The sequence below is a fragment of the Citrobacter freundii ATCC 8090 = MTCC 1658 = NBRC 12681 genome, assembly GCF_011064845.1.
GTDB classification, from domain to species: Bacteria; Pseudomonadota; Gammaproteobacteria; order Enterobacterales; family Enterobacteriaceae; genus Citrobacter; species Citrobacter freundii.
Genome location: NZ_CP049015.1, coordinates 286,362 through 303,962, shown reverse-complemented (window position 1 = coordinate 303,962; position 17,601 = coordinate 286,362). Strand labels below are relative to the sequence as shown.

General features: G+C 53.7%; 12 protein-coding genes. 2 read left to right on the top strand and 10 right to left on the bottom strand.

Annotated elements, in window-relative coordinates:
• Positions 1–467: 467 nt before the first annotated feature.
• The 6 genes from glgP to asd form a co-directional block, all read right to left on the bottom strand.
• A complete protein-coding gene (glgP, locus tag G4551_RS01425) occupies positions 468–2,915 on the bottom strand; it encodes a glycogen phosphorylase (RefSeq protein ID WP_003837868.1) in 2,448 nt (815 codons plus the stop codon).
• A 19-nt stretch (positions 2,916–2,934) separates the two neighbouring features.
• Entirely contained in the window at positions 2,935–4,368 is a 1,434-nt protein-coding gene (gene glgA, locus G4551_RS01420) for a glycogen synthase GlgA (RefSeq protein ID WP_003023490.1), read from the bottom strand.
• Positions 4,368–5,663: a glucose-1-phosphate adenylyltransferase gene (gene glgC, locus G4551_RS01415; protein ID WP_003023489.1), complete on the bottom strand. Its 1,296-nt coding sequence runs from the start codon at positions 5,661–5,663 to the stop codon at positions 4,368–4,370. Before glgC ends, glgA begins: the two co-directional genes overlap by 1 nt.
• Positions 5,664–5,677: 14 nt before the next feature.
• Positions 5,678–7,654, bottom strand: a complete 1,977-nt coding sequence (glgX, locus tag G4551_RS01410; RefSeq protein WP_003023487.1) for a glycogen debranching protein GlgX — start codon at positions 7,652–7,654, stop codon at positions 5,678–5,680.
• Positions 7,651–9,837 (bottom strand): 1,4-alpha-glucan branching enzyme, encoded by a 2,187-nt coding sequence (gene glgB, locus G4551_RS01405; RefSeq protein WP_003837864.1) that lies wholly within the window; start codon positions 9,835–9,837, stop codon positions 7,651–7,653. Before glgB ends, glgX begins: the two co-directional genes overlap by 4 nt.
• Before the next feature lie 273 nt (positions 9,838–10,110).
• The gene (asd, locus tag G4551_RS01400; protein ID WP_003837862.1) at positions 10,111–11,217 is read right to left on the bottom strand and encodes an aspartate-semialdehyde dehydrogenase; all 1,107 of its coding nucleotides are present in this window, start codon (positions 11,215–11,217) and stop codon (positions 10,111–10,113) included.
• 191 nt (positions 11,218–11,408) lie between these two features.
• On the opposite strand from asd, the gene yhgN reads away from it, so the two are divergent.
• Positions 11,409–12,002: an NAAT family transporter YhgN gene (yhgN, locus tag G4551_RS01395; protein WP_003023480.1), complete on the top strand. Its 594-nt coding sequence runs from the start codon at positions 11,409–11,411 to the stop codon at positions 12,000–12,002.
• A gap of 1,129 nt (positions 12,003–13,131) precedes the next feature.
• Positions 13,132–13,578, top strand: a complete 447-nt coding sequence (locus tag G4551_RS01385; protein WP_003837860.1) for a lipoate--protein ligase family protein — start codon at positions 13,132–13,134, stop codon at positions 13,576–13,578.
• Between the two features lie 95 nt (positions 13,579–13,673).
• Here G4551_RS01385 and gntU read toward each other — a convergent pair whose 3' ends face one another.
• From gntU to yhhW, 4 genes are all read right to left on the bottom strand, one after another.
• Positions 13,674–15,014, bottom strand: a complete 1,341-nt coding sequence (gene gntU / locus G4551_RS01380) for a gluconate transporter (protein ID WP_003023477.1) — start codon at positions 15,012–15,014, stop codon at positions 13,674–13,676.
• Positions 15,014–15,544, bottom strand: coding sequence for a gluconokinase (gene gntK, locus G4551_RS01375; RefSeq protein ID WP_003023475.1), 531 nt, complete (start codon positions 15,542–15,544; stop codon positions 15,014–15,016). Before gntK ends, gntU begins: the two co-directional genes overlap by 1 nt.
• A 141-nt stretch (positions 15,545–15,685) precedes the next feature.
• Positions 15,686–16,681 (bottom strand): gluconate operon transcriptional repressor GntR, encoded by a 996-nt coding sequence (gntR, locus tag G4551_RS01370; RefSeq protein WP_003023473.1) that lies wholly within the window; start codon positions 16,679–16,681, stop codon positions 15,686–15,688.
• 221 nt (positions 16,682–16,902) lie between these two features.
• Positions 16,903–17,598 (bottom strand): quercetin 2,3-dioxygenase, encoded by a 696-nt coding sequence (gene yhhW / locus G4551_RS01365; RefSeq protein WP_003023472.1) that lies wholly within the window; start codon positions 17,596–17,598, stop codon positions 16,903–16,905.
• Positions 17,599–17,601 lie beyond the last annotated feature (3 nt).

Below are 17,601 nucleotides of genomic sequence, written 5' to 3'. Positions count from 1 at the left end.
GTATAAAACTCGTAAACCCATTAATAAAAACCAATAGAACACATTAATAGTTATCATACCAGAAGCATTAAAATCAATACTCTTATACGCATAATCATCTTATTAGTTAATAACGATAAACACGAACCATTTTAAGTGTTCGCAACATTAGTCATATAAATAGAACAGCTTATATACAGAACATCGAGTTAATATTCAATTTTATGTCTTACCCACCATTGTAGATATCAGCACCAAGGAACCACATGTTTTTATTTCTCACACTCTACTTTTTCAAAAAGTAAATAATCTTCGTTATTCAGTTTGTGCATACCCACCAGCAATAATAATAACTCAATAACGCCCCTTCGCTTTGAAATACCCCCCCTTTAATATAAATGACATTTTATTCTATTTATTTAAAAAAATTCAGGCAGTAACAACATTCGCTACTGCCTGAACAGATTATATTAGCAGCCGTGTAACAGTTACAACCGCACCGAATCAATATGCCAGATGTTTTCGGCGTACTCTTTGATCGTCCTGTCCGATGAGAAGTAACCCATGTTGGCGATATTAATCATCGACTTGGTAGTCCACTCTTCCGGGTGACGATACAGTTCATCAACCTTATCCTGACAATCAACGTAACTGCGATAATCCGCCAGCACCTGATAGTGGTCGCCAAAGTTGATCAATGAGTCCACCAGGTCGCGATAGCGTCCCGGCTCCTCTGGGCTGAATACGCCGCTGCCGATCTGCGTCAGCACCTGGTGCAGCTCCTCGTCTTTCTCGTAATATTCACGCGGCTTATAGCCCTGACTACGCAAAGCCTCAACCTCTTCCGCCGTATTACCAAAGATAAAGATATTTTCTGCGCCCACATGTTCCAGCATCTCGACGTTGGCACCATCCAGCGTACCGATGGTCAACGCGCCATTCAGCGCAAATTTCATATTACTGGTCCCGGAGGCTTCGGTCCCGGCCAGTGAAATCTGCTCAGACAGGTCGGCAGCAGGAATTATCACCTGCGCCAGGCTGACCCTGTAATTGGGGATAAACACCACTTTCAGTTTGTCGCCAATTTGCGGATCGTTATTGATCACTTTCGCGACATCGTTGATCAGATGAATGATGTGCTTCGCCATGTAATAGGCCGAAGCCGCTTTACCGGCGAAGATATTCACACGCGGCACCCACTCGGCGTCAGGATCGGCCTTAATGCGGTTGTAGCGGGTGATCACATGCAGCACGTTCATCAGCTGACGTTTGTATTCGTGAATACGCTTGATCTGTACGTCAAACAGCGATTTCGGATTCACTACCACGTTAAGCTGCTGGGCAATGAGCGTGGCCAGACGTTTTTTGTTCTCCAGCTTCGCTCGGCGTACCGCCTGGTTCACCAACGGGAAATCGCAGTGCTGTTCAAGCTCGCTCAACTGGCTGAGATCGGTACGCCAGGTGCGGCCAATATTCTCATCCAGCACCTCAGAGAGCGGCGGGTTAGCCAGCGCCAGCCAGCGACGCGGCGTCACACCATTGGTCACGTTGCAGAAGCGAGTCGGGAAAATCTTCGCAAAGTCAGCAAACAGCGACTGCACCATCAGGTTGGAGTGCAGTTCAGACACACCGTTAACCTTGTGGCTCACCACGACCGCCAGCCATGCCATACGCACCCGGCGGCCGTTAGATTCATCGATAATCGACGTCCGCCCCAGCAGACCGGTATCGTTCGGATACTGCTCCTGCAGCGTTTTCAGGAAGTAGTCGTTAATCTCAAAAATGATTTGCAGATGGCGCGGCAGAATTTTGCCCAGCATATCCACCGGCCAGGTCTCCAGCGCTTCGCTCATCAAAGTGTGGTTGGTATACGAGAAAACCTGACAGCACACTTCAAACGCATCATCCCAACTGAACTTGTGCTCATCAATCAACAGACGCATCAGCTCAGGGATCGACAGCACCGGATGGGTGTCGTTGAGGTGAATGGCGATTTTATCCGCCAGATTATCGTAGGTTTTGTGCAGTTGATAATGCCGATTCAGAATGTCCTGCACCGTGGAGGAGACCAGGAAATACTCCTGGCGCAAGCGCAGCTCGCGTCCTGAATAGGTGGAGTCATCCGGATAGAGCACGCGGGAGACGTTCTCGGAGTGGTTTTTATCTTCCACCGCCGCAAAGTAGTCGCCCTGGTTAAATTTACCGAGGTTGATCTCGCTACTGGCCTGGGCATTCCACAGGCGCAGCGTGTTGGTGGCATCGGTGTCGTAACCGGGGATAATCTGGTCGTAGGCAACCGCGAGGATCTCTTCGGTTTCTATCCAGCGCGTTTTCTTGCCTTCCTGCTGTATACGCCCGCCAAAGCGCACTTTGTAGCGCGTATTGTGGCGTTTGAACTCCCATGGGTTACCGTATTCCAGCCAGTAGTCCGGCGACTCTTTCTGTCGGCCATCAACAATGTTTTGCTTGAACATGCCGTAGTCATAACGAATACCATAGCCGCGCCCCGGCAGTCCCAGCGTTGCCAGCGAGTCCAGGAAGCAGGCCGCCAGGCGCCCGAGGCCACCGTTGCCAAGACCCGGGTCGTTTTCTTCATCGATCAGATCTTCCAGATCCAACCCCATACCTTCCAGCGCATTTTTGACATCGTCATAAATACCCAACGATAACAGTGCATTGGAAAGCGTGCGGCCAATCAGAAACTCCATTGACAGGTAATAAACCTGGCGAGTTTCCTGGGATAATTGCGCACGGTTAGAACGCAGCCAGCGCTCCACGAGACGATCGCGCACCGCGAACAACGTGGCGTTCAGCCACTCATGTTTATTGGCAATGACCGGGTCCTTACCAATCGTGAACATCAGCTTGTAGGCGATAGAATGCTTAAGTGCCTCTACGCTGAGTGTGGGCGATGCATAAGTAAATGGAGCATTCATATAGGTGATTCCTGGATATCTATTTCAAGCGATAGTAAAGCTCACGGTATGACTTCGCCGCGACTTGCCAGCTAAAATCCATGGTCATGGCCTGACGTTGTACAAACCGCCACAGCGAAGGCCGGGACCACAATACGAAAGCACGCCGGATCGCACGTAGTAGCGACCAGGCATTACTATCTTCAAATACAAACCCACTGGCGATACCGTCCGCCAGGTTTTCCAGCGAACTGTCAGAGACCGTATCAGCCAGCCCACCGGTGCGCCGCACCAGCGGCAGCGTGCCGTACTTCAGTCCATACAACTGCGTTAAGCCACATGGCTCAAAACGGCTGGGAACCAATATCACATCGGCCCCCCCCATGATGCGGTGCGAGAAGGCTTCGTGATAGCCAATCTGCACGCCCACTTGCCCCGGATGTTCCGCCGCTGCGGCGAGGAAACCTTCCTGCAACACTGGATCGCCCGCGCCAAGTAACGCCAGTTGCCCCCCCTGCTCTAACAGACCCGGCAGAGCCTCCAGCACCAGATCCAACCCTTTCTGACTGGTCAGACGGCTCACGACAGCAAACAGCGGCACTTTGTCGTTAACCTTAAGTCCCATCGCGATCTGCAGCTGACGTTTGTTCTCCGCCTTTTCTTCCAGCGTGTCACGCGTATAGCGCGACGCCAGCAGCAGGTCGGTTTCCGGGCTCCAGATTTTTTCATCCACGCCGTTCAGCACGCCGGAAAGCCGTCCTTCCCGATGACGCTGCTGCAACAGACCTTCCATACCATAGGCAAACTGCGGCTCGGTAATCTCCCGCGCGTAAGTTGGACTCACTGCCGTAATGTGGTCTGCGTAGTACAACCCTGCCTTCAGGAACGAAATCTGGCCGTTAAACTCCAGCCCGTGCACATTAAAGAACGACCATGGCAATTGGATGTCATCCATATGCTTTGCATAAAACATGCCTTGATAAGCCAGGTTGTGTACGGTGAACACCGATTTCGCCGGATGGCCGCGCGCCGCCAGATACGCTGGGGCCAGACCGGCATGCCAGTCGTGCGCATGCACCACATCCGGGCGCCAGAATGGGTCAAGGCCGCAGGCCATTTCACATCCGGCCCAGCCAAGCAACGCAAAACGCAGGACGTTATCGGTATAAGCGAACAGGTTGGTGTCGTGATACGGGCTACCGGGACGGTCGTAAAGATGCGGCGCGTCAATCAGGTAAATACCCACGCCGTTGAAATGCCCGAAAAGCAGCGTGATACGTCCAGCGAAGGTATCGCGACGCGTCACGACCTGTGCATCGGGAATGCCGCGACGAATATCTGGAAACGCCGGGAGCAACACGCGGGCATCCACGCCGTCCGCAATTTGCGCGGCAGGTAACGCCCCAATAACATCCGCCAGTCCCCCGGTTTTTAACAGGGGGAACATCTCTGAACAAACGTGTAAAACCTGCATTATCGCTCCTGTTTGATCTGCAGTTTGCGCAGCATTTCACGCGTGACCAGCACAATGCCTTCCTCTGAACGGTAGAAACGACGCGCATCTTCTTCCGCGTTTTCACCTATCACCATGCCTTCAGGAATAACGCAGGCGCGGTCGATAATGCAACGACGTAAGCGGCACGAACGTCCCACCCACACTTCAGGTAACAACACTGCCGAATCAATGTTACAGAATGAATTCACCCGCACTCGCGGGAACAGAACGGACTGCACCACTACCGAACCTGAAATTATGCATCCGCCAGAAACCAGCGAGTTCAGCGTCATTCCGTGGCTACCGGAACGGTCCTGCACAAATTTCGCCGGTGGCAGCGATTCCATGTGCGTTCGGATTGGCCAATCCTGGTCGTACATATCCAGTTCAGGCGTCACCGAAGCCAGATCAAGGTTCGCCTTCCAGTAGGCTTCCAGCGTCCCCACATCGCGCCAGTACGGTTCGGATTCCGGGTCAGACTGCACGCAGGACAACGGGAATGGATGTGCATACGCCATGCCAGCTTCGGTGATTTTCGGGATAATGTCTTTGCCAAAATCGTGACTGGATTTTTCATCGAGATCATCTTCCGCTAGCAGTTCATACAGATAATCGGCGTTGAAAATGTAGATCCCCATACTGGCAAGAGATTTGGTCGGGTCGCCTGGCATGGCTGGCGGATTGGCGGGTTTTTCAACGAACTCGATAATTTTATCGGTGTCGTCCACGTCCATCACGCCAAACGCGCTGGCCTCTTCAATAGGCACTGGCATACAGGCCACGGTGCAACGCGCGCCCTTCTCGACGTGGTCGATCAGCATGCGTGAGTAGTCCTGCTTATAAATATGATCGCCCGCGAGGATCACCACGTATTCCGCTTTATAGCGTCGAATGATGTCCAGGTTTTGGGTCACCGCATCCGCCGTACCGCGATACCAGTTTTCACCCTGCATTCTCTGCTGGGCAGGCAGCAAATCGACAAACTCGTTCATCTCTTCGCTAAAGAACGACCAGCCGCGCTGAATATGCTGCACCAGCGTGTGGGACTGGTACTGAGTGATCACGCCAATACGGCGGATCCCGGAGTTAATACAGTTGGATAAGGCAAAATCGATAATGCGGAACTTACCGCCAAAGTGCACAGCAGGTTTGGCACGTTTGTTGGTCAAATCTTTTAAGCGGGTACCGCGGCCACCGGCCAGGATCAGGGCAACAGATTTTAATGGCAGCTGGCGCGCCAACATTACACGATCGTTCTTCTCTAAACTCACCATGACTAACTCCTTTTTTATCTTCTCTGGAACACACACAGTCCGTGCGCAGGTCCCTGCCAGACAGCCGTAAGCACCGGATTATCCTCTCCGGCAAATGGGGGAATGGCATGCCATTCCCCTTCAGGTAAAACGATATCTGTCACCTCAAGCGTGGCGTTTATTGCAATCAGAAAACGGTCTGAAAGCTGGATTTGCATCTGCCTCGGGCCGTTTTGCCACTCATCCGCACTTAAGGGTTGTGCGTACTTATTCAGCCAACGAACATTGCCATCGCCCTCTTCCCACCAACAATCCCCTGTTAATGCTGGGATTTGCCGGCGCAGATGAATCAGCGCGGCGGTAAATGTGGTTAGCCCACTGTTTGCCTGTTGCCAGTCCAGCCACGTTAAGGCGTTATCCTGACAGTAAGCGTTATTGTTGCCGTGCTGGCTATGACCATGCTCATCGCCCGCCAGCAACATCGGCGTCCCCTGGGAGAGCAACAGCGTGGTTAACAGCGCATGAATGCTGTCGCGCCGCCGCTCAATCAGGTCCAGCGTGCCGCCTAATCCTTCTTTACCATGATTGTCGCTGTAGTTATTGCTAGTGCCGTCGCGATTTTCCTCACCATTCGCTTCATTGTGCTTATTTGTGAAGCACACACAGTCGCGTAGCGTAAAACCGTCGTGCGCGGTCACCAGATTGACCGTGGCGCTGGGTTTGCGGCCCTGGCGTTTAAACACATCGCTGGATGCGGCAAAACGCCCGGCAAACTCGCCCAACGAGAGATTACGCTGGAGCCAAAAGCGTCGCGTCGCATCGCGGAAATGGTCATTCCACTCGGCAAACGGAGGGGGGAAATTCCCCACCTGATACCCGCCTTCACCAATATCCCACGGTTCCGCAATCAGCTTCACGCGTGAGAGCAGCGGACAGGTTTGGATCGCGGTAAACAGCGGCGCATCCTGACGAAACGCAGGTGTACGCCCCATGACGGAAGCCAAATCAAAACGAAAACCATCTACATGGCAGGTTTCAACCCAATAGCGCAGGCATTCACATGCGTATTCCACAACGCCGGGATGGCTCAAATTGAGGGTGTTCCCACAACCGGTCCAGTTGTAGTAATCACCATCGTCCCTGATCCAATAATAGCTACGGTTATCAATTCCGCGCAGCGAGAAGACAGGCCCTTCGAGATCCAGCTCGGCGCTGTGGTTCAAAACGATATCGAGAATGACCTCAATCCCCGCTTTGTGCAGCGCTTTTACCGCGTCGCGAAACTCATCAAGCGCACTCTCCGGCGAACAGGCATAGGCCGGATGCAGCGCGAACATGGCCACCGGGTTGTAGCCCCAGTAGTTCGACAGGCCCAGCCGCTGAAGTCGCGGTTCGCTGGCAAAATGCGCCACCGGCAGCAGCTCCAGCGCGGTAATGCCGAGACGCTTGAAATAGTCGATCATCACCGGATGACCCAGCGCTTTGTAGGTTCCGCGAATCTCTTCCGGCAGGTCAGGATGCAAATACGTCAACCCTTTGACATGCGCTTCGTAAATTACGGTATTGCCCCACGGCGTGCGCGGCGGGGCATCATCCTCCCAGTCATAATGGTCGGACACCACCACGCCCTTCAGCGCGATGGTGGCATTATCATGGTGATCCGGTTCATTTAGCCCGCCGTGCAGCAGCGGGTTATCTTTTAACTCGCCCTCTACCCGACGGGCGCAAGGGTCGAGCAGCAGCTTGGCTGGGTTAAACCGGTGGCCCTGCTGCGGTTGCCATGGGCCATGGACGCGATAGCCATAGCGCAGACCGGGCCGGGCGTTGGCCAGATAGCCGTGCCAGACATCGCCGCTACGCCCCGGCAGGTCGTAGCGGAGTTCGCAACCGTCCTCGTCAAATACGCATAATTCAACGCGTTCAGCGTGGGCTGAGAAGAGAGTAAAATTAACGCCATGGCCGTCATACGTTGCACCATGGGGGGTGGCGTTGCCGGTTGCCAGTTGCGTCATTCCCCCTCCCGAACCAGCCAGATCGTTGCCAACGGCGACAACGTGAGGCTCAGTGAATGCTGACGACCATGACTGGCGATTTCATCACTGTGCACCGCACCGCCGTTGCCAGTATTGCTGCCGTGGTAATGCATCGAATCGGTATTGAGGATCTCACGCCATTTCCCCGGCTGATTGATACCGAAGCGATAGCCGTGGCGGGGCACAGGCGTAAAGTTACTGACCACGATGATTTCATTGCCGACCTTGTCACGACGCACGAAAGCCAGCACCGAACGTTCTTTGTCATCCACCACCAGCCACTCAAAGCCATAGGCGTCAAAGTCGAGCTCGTGCAGCGCTTTGTGATGACGATAGGTGAGGTTCAGATCGCGCACCAGACGCTGTACGCCGTGATGCCAGTTATCACCGCCTTCCAGCAGGTGCCAGTCGAGGCTCGCGTCATGGTTCCATTCACGTCCCTGCGCAAACTCGTTGCCCATAAACAGCAGTTTCTTGCCTGGGAAGGCCCACATCCAGCCGTAGTAGGCGCGCAGGTTGGCAAACTTCTGCCACGCATCGCCCGGCATGCGGTCGAGAATCGATTTCTTGCCGTGCACCACTTCATCGTGCGACAACGGCAGGACAAAGTTCTCGGTGTAGTTGTACAGCATGCCGAAGGTCAGCTTATCGTGGTGATGTTGGCGATAAACCGGATCCAGTTTCATGTAGTCCAGCGTGTCGTGCATCCAGCCGAGGTTCCACTTATACCAGAACCCTAAACCGCCCATGTCCTGCGGTCTTGAAACGCCAGCAAAATCAGTGGACTCTTCCGCCATGCTCACCGCACCAGGCACCTGTTCGCCAAGAATACGGTTGGTATTGCGTAAAAACTCAATGGCTTCGAGGTTTTCACGACCGCCAAATTCATTTGGGATCCATTCCCCTTCTTTACGGCTGTAGTCGCGATAAATCATCGATGCCACGGCATCCACGCGCAGCGCGTCGATACCAAAGCGCTCAATCCAGTACAGGGCGTTGCCCACCAGATAGTTGCTGACTTCACGGCGGCCATAGTTGTAGATCAGCGTGTTCCAGTCCTGGTGATACCCTTCTCGCGGGTCGCTGTGCTCATACAGATTAGTGCCATCAAACTCTGCCAGACCAAAATCGTCCGACGGGAAATGGCCCGGCACCCAGTCAAGAATGACGTTCAGCCCCGCCTGATGCGCGGCATTCACAAAATAGCGGAAGTCATCGCGCGTACCAAATCGACGGGTCGGCGCATACATGCCGGTAGGTTGGTAACCCCAGCTACCGTCGAACGGATGCTCGTTAATCGGCAACAGTTCAAGGTGGGTAAAGCCCATCCACTTGGCGTAAGGCACCAGCTGATCCGCCAGCTCGCGGTAGCTCAGCCAGAAGTTGTTATCGGTATGACGACGCCATGACCCCAGGTGCACTTCATAGATAGAGATTGGCGCATCAAACTGGTTGGCTTTTTTACGCTCCTCGCTTTGCACCACTTTTTCCGGCAGACCACAGATAAGCGACGCGGTTTCCGGGCGCATTTGCGCTTCAAAGGCGTAAGGGTCCGCTTTGATTCGCAGCTTACCGTTGGCATCGATCATCTCATATTTATACAGCTGACCATGCTGCGCACCGGGGATAAACAGCTCCCAGATACCGCTTTCTTTGCGCAGGCGCATCGGGTGGCGACGGCCATCCCAGTAGTTGAACTGCCCAACCACTGACACGCGTTGAGCGTTAGGTGCCCAGACAGAGAAGCGCGTGCCGGTTACACCATCCATGGTATCCGCATGCGCACCCAGCGTTTCGTAAGGTCGCAGGTGCGTACCTTCAGATAGCAGCCAGGCATCCATATCCTGGATCAATGGGCCAAAACGATAAGGGTCATCAATCAGATTCTGCTGTCCATGCCAGACAACGGCCAACTGATAGCGAAAGAAATTTTTACGGCGGGGAAGTACTGCACAGAAAAAACCACGAGAGTCGAGGCAATCCAGCTTGCCGACTTTGCGTCCGGTTTTGGGTTCGATCACCCACACTTCGGTGGCGTCAGGTAATAGGGCGCGGACTTCAAGTCCAGCGTCAGTTTGGTGCATACCGAGTACGGAAAAAGGATCCGCAAAATGGCCTGCAATTAGCGCATTAATCACGTCTCTATCGATACGAACGGACATGGTTGTCATCCTGTTTTATGGTGTCACCCCTTCCAACTGATTTTCGACATCAGGTAGCGACACTTTTTTTGACCTGAACGGCGCAGCACAATTGTGCATCCTCTCTGCGTCGTCCCACCTTCAGGCAACAACTTAATACCTCCGGTACTAAGTCACCCTTAAAGAATAGCCAATGCTTTATCTTACTCCTGGTAAAAAATGAAACATCTGCGCTTACTCCTGTATTACGCAAAAAAAAGGGTGACTCAGCACCCTTTGATCATTAACAAACCATTACGCCAGTTGACGTAACATGCGGCGCAATGGCTCCGCAGCACCCCAAAGCAGCTGGTCACCTACGGTAAAGGCTGACAGGAACTCCGGTCCCATATTCAGCTTACGCAGACGACCTACTGGCGTGGTCAACGTGCCGGTAACGGCCGCCGGGGTTAACTCACGCATGGTGATTTCACGATCGTTTGGTACTACTTTCGCCCACGGGTTGTGCGCCGCCAGCAGTTCTTCCACGGTCGGAATAGACACATCTTTTTTCAGTTTGATGGTGAACGCCTGGCTGTGGCAGCGCAACGCGCCGACGCGCACGCACAGACCATCAACCGGGATCACGGAAGACGTGTTGAGAATTTTGTTGGTTTCCGCCTGTCCCTTCCACTCTTCACGGCTCTGACCGTTATCGAGCTGTTTGTCGATCCACGGAATCAGGCTACCGGCCAGCGGTACGCCGAAGTTATCAACCGGCAGTTCGCCGCTGCGGGACAGCGTCGTTACTTTACGTTCGATATCGAGAATAGCAGAGGATGGGGTCGCCAGCTCCTCGGCCACATGGCCATACAGATGGCCCATCTGAGACAACAGCTCGCGCATATGACGCGCGCCGCCGCCGGAAGCCGCCTGATAGGTCGCCACGGAGACCCAGTCGACCAGGTCATTGGCAAACAGGCCACCAAGGGACATCAGCATCAGGCTAACGGTGCAGTTACCGCCGACAAAGGTCTTAATACCTTTATTCAGGCCATCGGTGATGACATCCTGGTTAACCGGATCGAGAATAATGATGGCGTCGTCTTTCATACGCAGCGAAGAGGCCGCGTCAATCCAGTAACCCTGCCAACCGCTTTCACGAAGCTTTGGATAGATTTCGTTGGTATAATCGCCGCCCTGACAGGTCACGATGATATCGAGCGCCTTCAGCGCATCCAGATCAAAAGCGTCCTGAAGCGTGCCGGTCGCGGTTCCACCGAACGTCGGTGCCGCCTGCCCGAGCTGGGAAGTAGAAAAGAAAACAGGGCGAATGGCGTCGAAGTCACGCTCCTCAACCATGCGTTGCATGAGAACAGAGCCGACCATACCGCGCCAGCCGATAAAACCAACATTTTTCATAGCGTTTTTTTCCTGCAGAGATGTGTGCTGTGTATGTATGCCAGTGTCCTGGTGGCATATCCTTCACCATACAAAATGCAGCCAAAGTCGCAAGTGAAATTAATCAATGATAGCGAAGCCATCAGTAATGCGACTTATCCCGCTGCGCAAGCAAGCAGAAAGTCCGTGGTAATTATCAGGGAATTTGAGTTATGAATGAAATCATTTCAGCGGCAGTTTTATTGATCCTGATTATGGATCCACTCGGAAATCTGCCCATTTTCATGTCCGTATTGAAACATACCGAACCAAAACGCCGCCGCGCGATTATGATTCGCGAGCTGTTCATTGCGCTGTTGGTGATGCTGATATTCCTGTTTGCGGGCGAGAAAATTCTGGCATTTCTTAACCTGCGCGCGGAAACCGTTTCTATCTCCGGGGGCATCATTTTGTTCCTGATCGCCATTAAGATGATTTTCCCCAGCGCCACCGGGAATAGCACCGGGCTTCCGGCGGGTGAAGAGCCGTTTATCGTGCCGCTGGCGATTCCGCTGGTAGCGGGTCCAACAATCCTGGCTTCACTAATGCTGTTGTCGCATCAGTATCCTAATCAGATGGGGCATCTGGTAATCGCCCTGCTGATCGCCTGGGGCGGTACGTTTGTGATTCTGTTGCAGTCGTCGCTGTTTTTGCGTCTGCTGGGGGAAAAAGGGGTGAACGCGCTGGAGCGCCTGATGGGGCTGATTCTGGTGATGATGGCCACCCAGATGTTCCTCGACGGCGTACGGATGTGGATGAAGGGGTGATTTACTCGTTTCACGCCGGGTGGCGGCTTCGCCTTACCCGGCCTACGATGTGGATGTGTGCTCATTTGTAGGCCCGGTAAGCATAGCGCCACCGAGCAATGGTGTTGAAACTGGAAGAACATGGCATTTCAGAGAACGGTTCCGTTCACGTTATGTTCGTTGCTTCTCTGGAGTTTCTTCATCGGTGAACGTGTTAAGGGGGCTACGCAGCCCCCTTAACAATCCCGGCTCTCCGGCAGGAAAATTGTTGCTGCGCAATACCCTCCGCTTATTCCTCCAGGCTACCGGGCCGGGCGCGAGGAAACGTCCCTGTAAAACGCGCCCTGAGCCAGCATCCATGCTGGCTCCCCCGGCCTTACGGAAACGCGTCGGCAATTTTCAGCCGGACCAGCCCACACCTGACCACCTGAGCTTTTACTTGAACAGGTTTGGACAGCAAAACAAATTTAACTGGAAGTCAGAGCGTTGAAGCGATGACACCGGTCCGGCTGAAAATCGATGAGGCGTTGACGGCTGACCGGGTCTGCCCGCAAGGATGCGGGCAAAGGGGACGGCCTGCAGGGACGCAGGCTCGGCCCCGACCCGACAGGCAGACGGAATAAGACGAATAACTCGCGCAGCGACGATTTTCCCGCCGGGAGCCTGGGTTGCAAGGGAGGCGGCGGTGAGCCTCCCTTGCACGTTCACGGGTATCAGCGCTTCAAAGAAATGACACCACTGAGGTGAACGGAAACCTGAGCAATAATCACATGTTCACCCTACATGCTTAACTGAACGGCATTGCGCTGTAATTTCAGGTATTCCTTATGCTTTTAAGTCGCTGATATAACGTATTTTCATTTCTGCGAAGCGCCTTCCGGAATGCCCTCTTGTCAGCATCGTGGATTAGCCTTATCTTCTCGCTGCACCTGCAAAATCAGGTGTCAGAATTAGCCTTCTGAAAATCATACTGGCGACATATACTTCTATGTCGTGCGACCGATTTCGTCTCAATGGCGGGTCGAGCGGGGGCGTCGCAAGACGCGCCGGTATCCAGTATGACCGGTAAGGCTAACTCCGCTCGATTCTGCCACCCGCGAGATTAGCCTCTCCGGTGGTGGTTTAAATAAAACATACTGGAGGCTGCCCTATGGCGACTACCCCTCTCTTTTCACACTCTTTATTTACCCTGCCCTTTAGCCATGCCACGGATTTCACCGAACTGGCGGATAACTGCGAGCGTTTTGTCGAAGGACTGGTTGAATGCCATGACCCGGTTGAAAAACTGGCGATTTGTGCACGTTTGTCGGCCTGTCTCGCATTATTGCAACCGACCTTAACGGAGCCTGTACCGCAGCATCTGCAGGCCAGTCTGACGGTAGATACATTCCCGACCCGTTTTCCCCTTTTCGAGCCTGAGCCAGACCAGATGGGGCGTTACTGCCAGCTTTTGACGCATTTGCTGATGAGCAAAACGCTTTCTGATGATATGGAGCGAGTAGCGGGTGATTTGCTGCAGGATTTGGTGGGGTATTTCGCCGACACGCTGAAAGCGCCGCGTTGGTTGAAAACAGAGGATGGTGTGATGGTGCTGTAAAAAAGCCGGGTGGCGCTTGCGCTTACCCGGCCTACGATGCGGATGTGTGCTCGTTTCCAGGCCCGGTAAGCGCAAGCGCCACCGGGCAACAAGACTCAGCTCAACAGCTGGAAAGCAATCATACCGACAATCGCGCCGACCGTACCGAGGATGGTTTCCATCATCGTCCAGGTCTTCAACGTTTGTGCTTCCGTTGCGCCGGTAAATTTACCGAACAACCAGAAACCGGCGTCGTTAACGTGGCTGACCACGATCGAGCCGCCTGCGATACAAATAGACAGTGCCGCCATCTGTGCGCCGGAGAAGTTTAGCTGTTCAATCACCGGCATCACCAGACCGACCGCCGTTAAGCACGCCACGGTCGCAGAACCCTGAATGATACGCACCGCTGCCGCCAGCACGAAGCAGGTAATGGCAATCGGCAGACCCATTCCGGTTAACGCTTCGCCCAGCGCCGGACCGACGCCGGAATCAACCAGCACTTGTTTAAACACGCCACCTGCACCAATCACCAGCAGGATAATCCCCGCCGGTTGCAGCGCATGACCGCAGATCTCCATCACTTTGTCTTTTGGCATACCCTGGCGAATCGCCAGACCGTAAATCGCCACCAGACAAGCAACCAGAATCGCGGTAAACGGGTGACCGATAAACTCAAACCATTCGTAAGTTGAAGAACCAACCGGCACAAAGCGCGCGGCGATGGTTTTCAGACCAACCAATACCAGCGGCAGCAGGATCAGCGACAAGCTAAAGCCGAAGGACGGCATTTTACCTTCGCCCAGATGCGGCTCGGTAATGTCATCAGGAATGTTCAGCTCAACGTAACGGCTGATGAAATTACCCCACAGCGGCCCGGCGATAATCATGCCCGGAATCGCGGCACACAGGCCAATCAGGATCATCCAGCCAAAGTCAGCGTGCATCTGCGAAGCCAGCAACATCGGCGCTGGCCCCGGCAGCAGAAACGCTGCGGCCGCAGCCACGCCCGCAAACAGCGGAATGACTAATTTAACCAGATTGGTACCGGTGTGGCGCGCCATCGAGAACGCTACGCTAATCAGCAGCACAATCGCCACCTCAAAGAACAGCGGCAGCGCGCAAATCAGACCGGCCAGGCCAATCGCGTAATGCGCGCGGCTGTGGCCGAAGGATTTCAGCATTTTGACGGCAATTTGATCGACTGCGCCGGTCTCATGCAAAATCTTGCCGAACATCGCCCCCAACGCCACAACAATCGCCAGGAAACCGAGCGTGCCTCCCATCCCTTTTTCCATAGTCGCGGCGATTTTATCGAGCGGCATACCGGAAAAGAGACCTGCACCAATAGACACCACCATCAAAGCAAGGAAGGCGTGCATACGCGCCTTCATCACTAAAAACAGCAGTAATAAAACGGACCCTACTGCTGTTAAAACAAGCGTTAATGTACTCACTACTTACTGCCCTGGTTAATAACCTCAATGGTGCTGGCGACCACACCGTCCAGTGGTTGATCGATATCGACCACCAGTACATCGTTTTCATTCGCACCTGGTTCTTCCAGCGCTTCAAACTGGGTCACCAGCATCTGCGTTTTGAAGAAGTGGCCTTTACGCGCTTTTAGACGGCTTTCGATAACGTCAAAATCCCCTTTCAGATAGATGAAAGAGAGGTTCGGGTTACCGTCGCGCAGCTGGTCGCGATAGACTTTTTTCAGAGCGGAACAGACGATCAGCGAAACCTTGTTGGTACGCTGCATCGCAAAAGCGGCGTCATTCAGCGCCTGTAACCACGGTTTTCGGTCATCATCGTTGAGTGGCTCACCGGAAGCCATTTTCATGATGTTGCTGCGCGGATGGAGAAAATCGCCATCAAGAAACGCGGCCTGCAGTTGATGCGCCACTTCGCTGGCGACAGCAGATTTACCGCTGCCCGATACGCCCATCAGAACGTAAACGTGGTGATCATGATTAGTCGTGCTCAAAGCGTTGCCCCCACTGGTACAAGAATCTGGAAATTGTTACGGGTAACTGTTATCGGTAACATTGTCCAGCCGGATAAATAGAGAAGCAATATCCATTCGTGCTCGAAGTGTATAAGTGTGAGCTACTTCAAACTTGTTGGCTTAAATAGATCCGCCCGGTGACAAGGTGAAACCTAAATCTAACATTTTAGGTGTGACTGCTTCACCACGGATGCGCGCCAGCAGGCGTTCAGCACCAATGCTGCCCATGCGTTCACGCGGCGTGAGCACGCTCGCCAGACGCGGCTCCATCACCTGTCCGATGTCGTGACCGTGGAATCCGGCAATCGCCATGTCATCCGGGATTTTCAGCCCTAAACGCTGGCATTCGAAGGCCGCCCCTACCGCCAGGTCATCGTTGGTACAGAAAATGCCGTCGAGCTGCGGGTATTCGCGCCGCGCCTGACGGATGAGTTCAATACCGGAGGAGTAGGAAGAAGACTGTTCCACCATCACGCTGTACGGCACCAGGTTGGCATCGCGCATTGCCTGCTCGTAGCCCCTCTGTTTGATGATAGTACGTTCATCAAGACGTGCGCCAAGATAGGCAACATGACGGTGCCCGCGGGCGATGATAGCGGCAGTCATCTGGCGCGCGGCTTCAAAGTTGTCGAAACCGACGGCGATATCCAGGCACGGAGACTGGCTGTCCATCAGCTCAACCACCGGGATACCGGCGACCTCAATCATTTTCAGCGTACGAGGCGTATGGCTACGTTCGGTGAGGATCAGGCCATCGATATTCCACGACAGCATCGATTCCAGGCGCTCTTGTTCCATTTCGGGCTTATAGCCGTAGTGCGCGAGCATAGTTTGATAACCATGGGCGTCGGTGACGGCCTCAATGCCGCGTAACACTTCAGCAAAAACCTGGTTAGTGAGAGACGGTAACAACACGCCGATAGCGCGACTGGTGGCGTTAGAAAGGATATCAGGAGCGCGATTGGGAATATAACCCAGCTCATCAAGTGCAGCGGCAATTTTGCCCCGCAGCGCCACGGAGACCTGCTCCGGGTTACGCAAAAAGCGACTGACCGTCATTTTGGTCACGCCCACGCGGTCGGCTACATCCTGAAGTACGGGTCTTTTCTTTTTCATCGTCCTGAAGCGTTAAAAAGGGATAGATTCCCCCAGTTTACCACGGACGTGCATGAACCTTTGCAGAGAAAAAAGGAGTTTTTATTGTGAGAAATACACAAAATCATTCGAGTTGCATCAAGGCGGCGACGCAGTAAATCCCCGGGAGCGTACATTAAGTACGCGACCGGGGTGAGCGAGGAAAGCCAACACAGATGCGGCTTGAATGATGCCGTGTATTTTTAGACAGGCGGCAGATCAAACAGTAACACTTCGCTGTCGCTGTCGGCATGAATAGAAATTGCCTGTTCATCCCAGATTGCCAGACCGTCGCTGGTAGTCGCTTTGGTTCCGTTAATGGTGACGTTGCCTTTAACGACCTGGATCCAGACGCGACGTTCAGCGGCAATCTGATGTACCGACTGCTCATCTTTGACCAGCGCCCAACGGTACAGCTCCATATCCTGGTACACTTTCAGTGAGCCATCGCGGGCATCAGGCGACAGCACCAGTTGTTTACCCTGAGCGGCATCGAAACGGCGCTGTTCATAGCGCGGCGTAATACCGTTTTCCTGCGGCATGATCCAGATCTGATACAGATGCAGCTTCTCAGTATTACTCGGGTTGTACTCCGAGTGACGGATCCCCGTCCCGGCGCTCATAATCTGAAACTCTCCGGCTGGCACCTGCTCTTTGTTGCCCATGCTGTCCTGATGTTCCACCGCGCCTTCCAGCACGTAGGTCAGGATTTCCATGTCTTTATGGGGGTGAGTGCCAAAGCCCTGGCCTGCGTCAATCACGTCATCGTTAATCACGCGCAGTGCCGAGAACCCCATAAAGTTCGGGTCATAGTAGTTGGCAAAAGAGAAGGTATGCCAGGAATCGAGCCAGCCATGATTCGCATGACCGCGGTCGTTAGCTTTGCGTAAATAGATCATTGT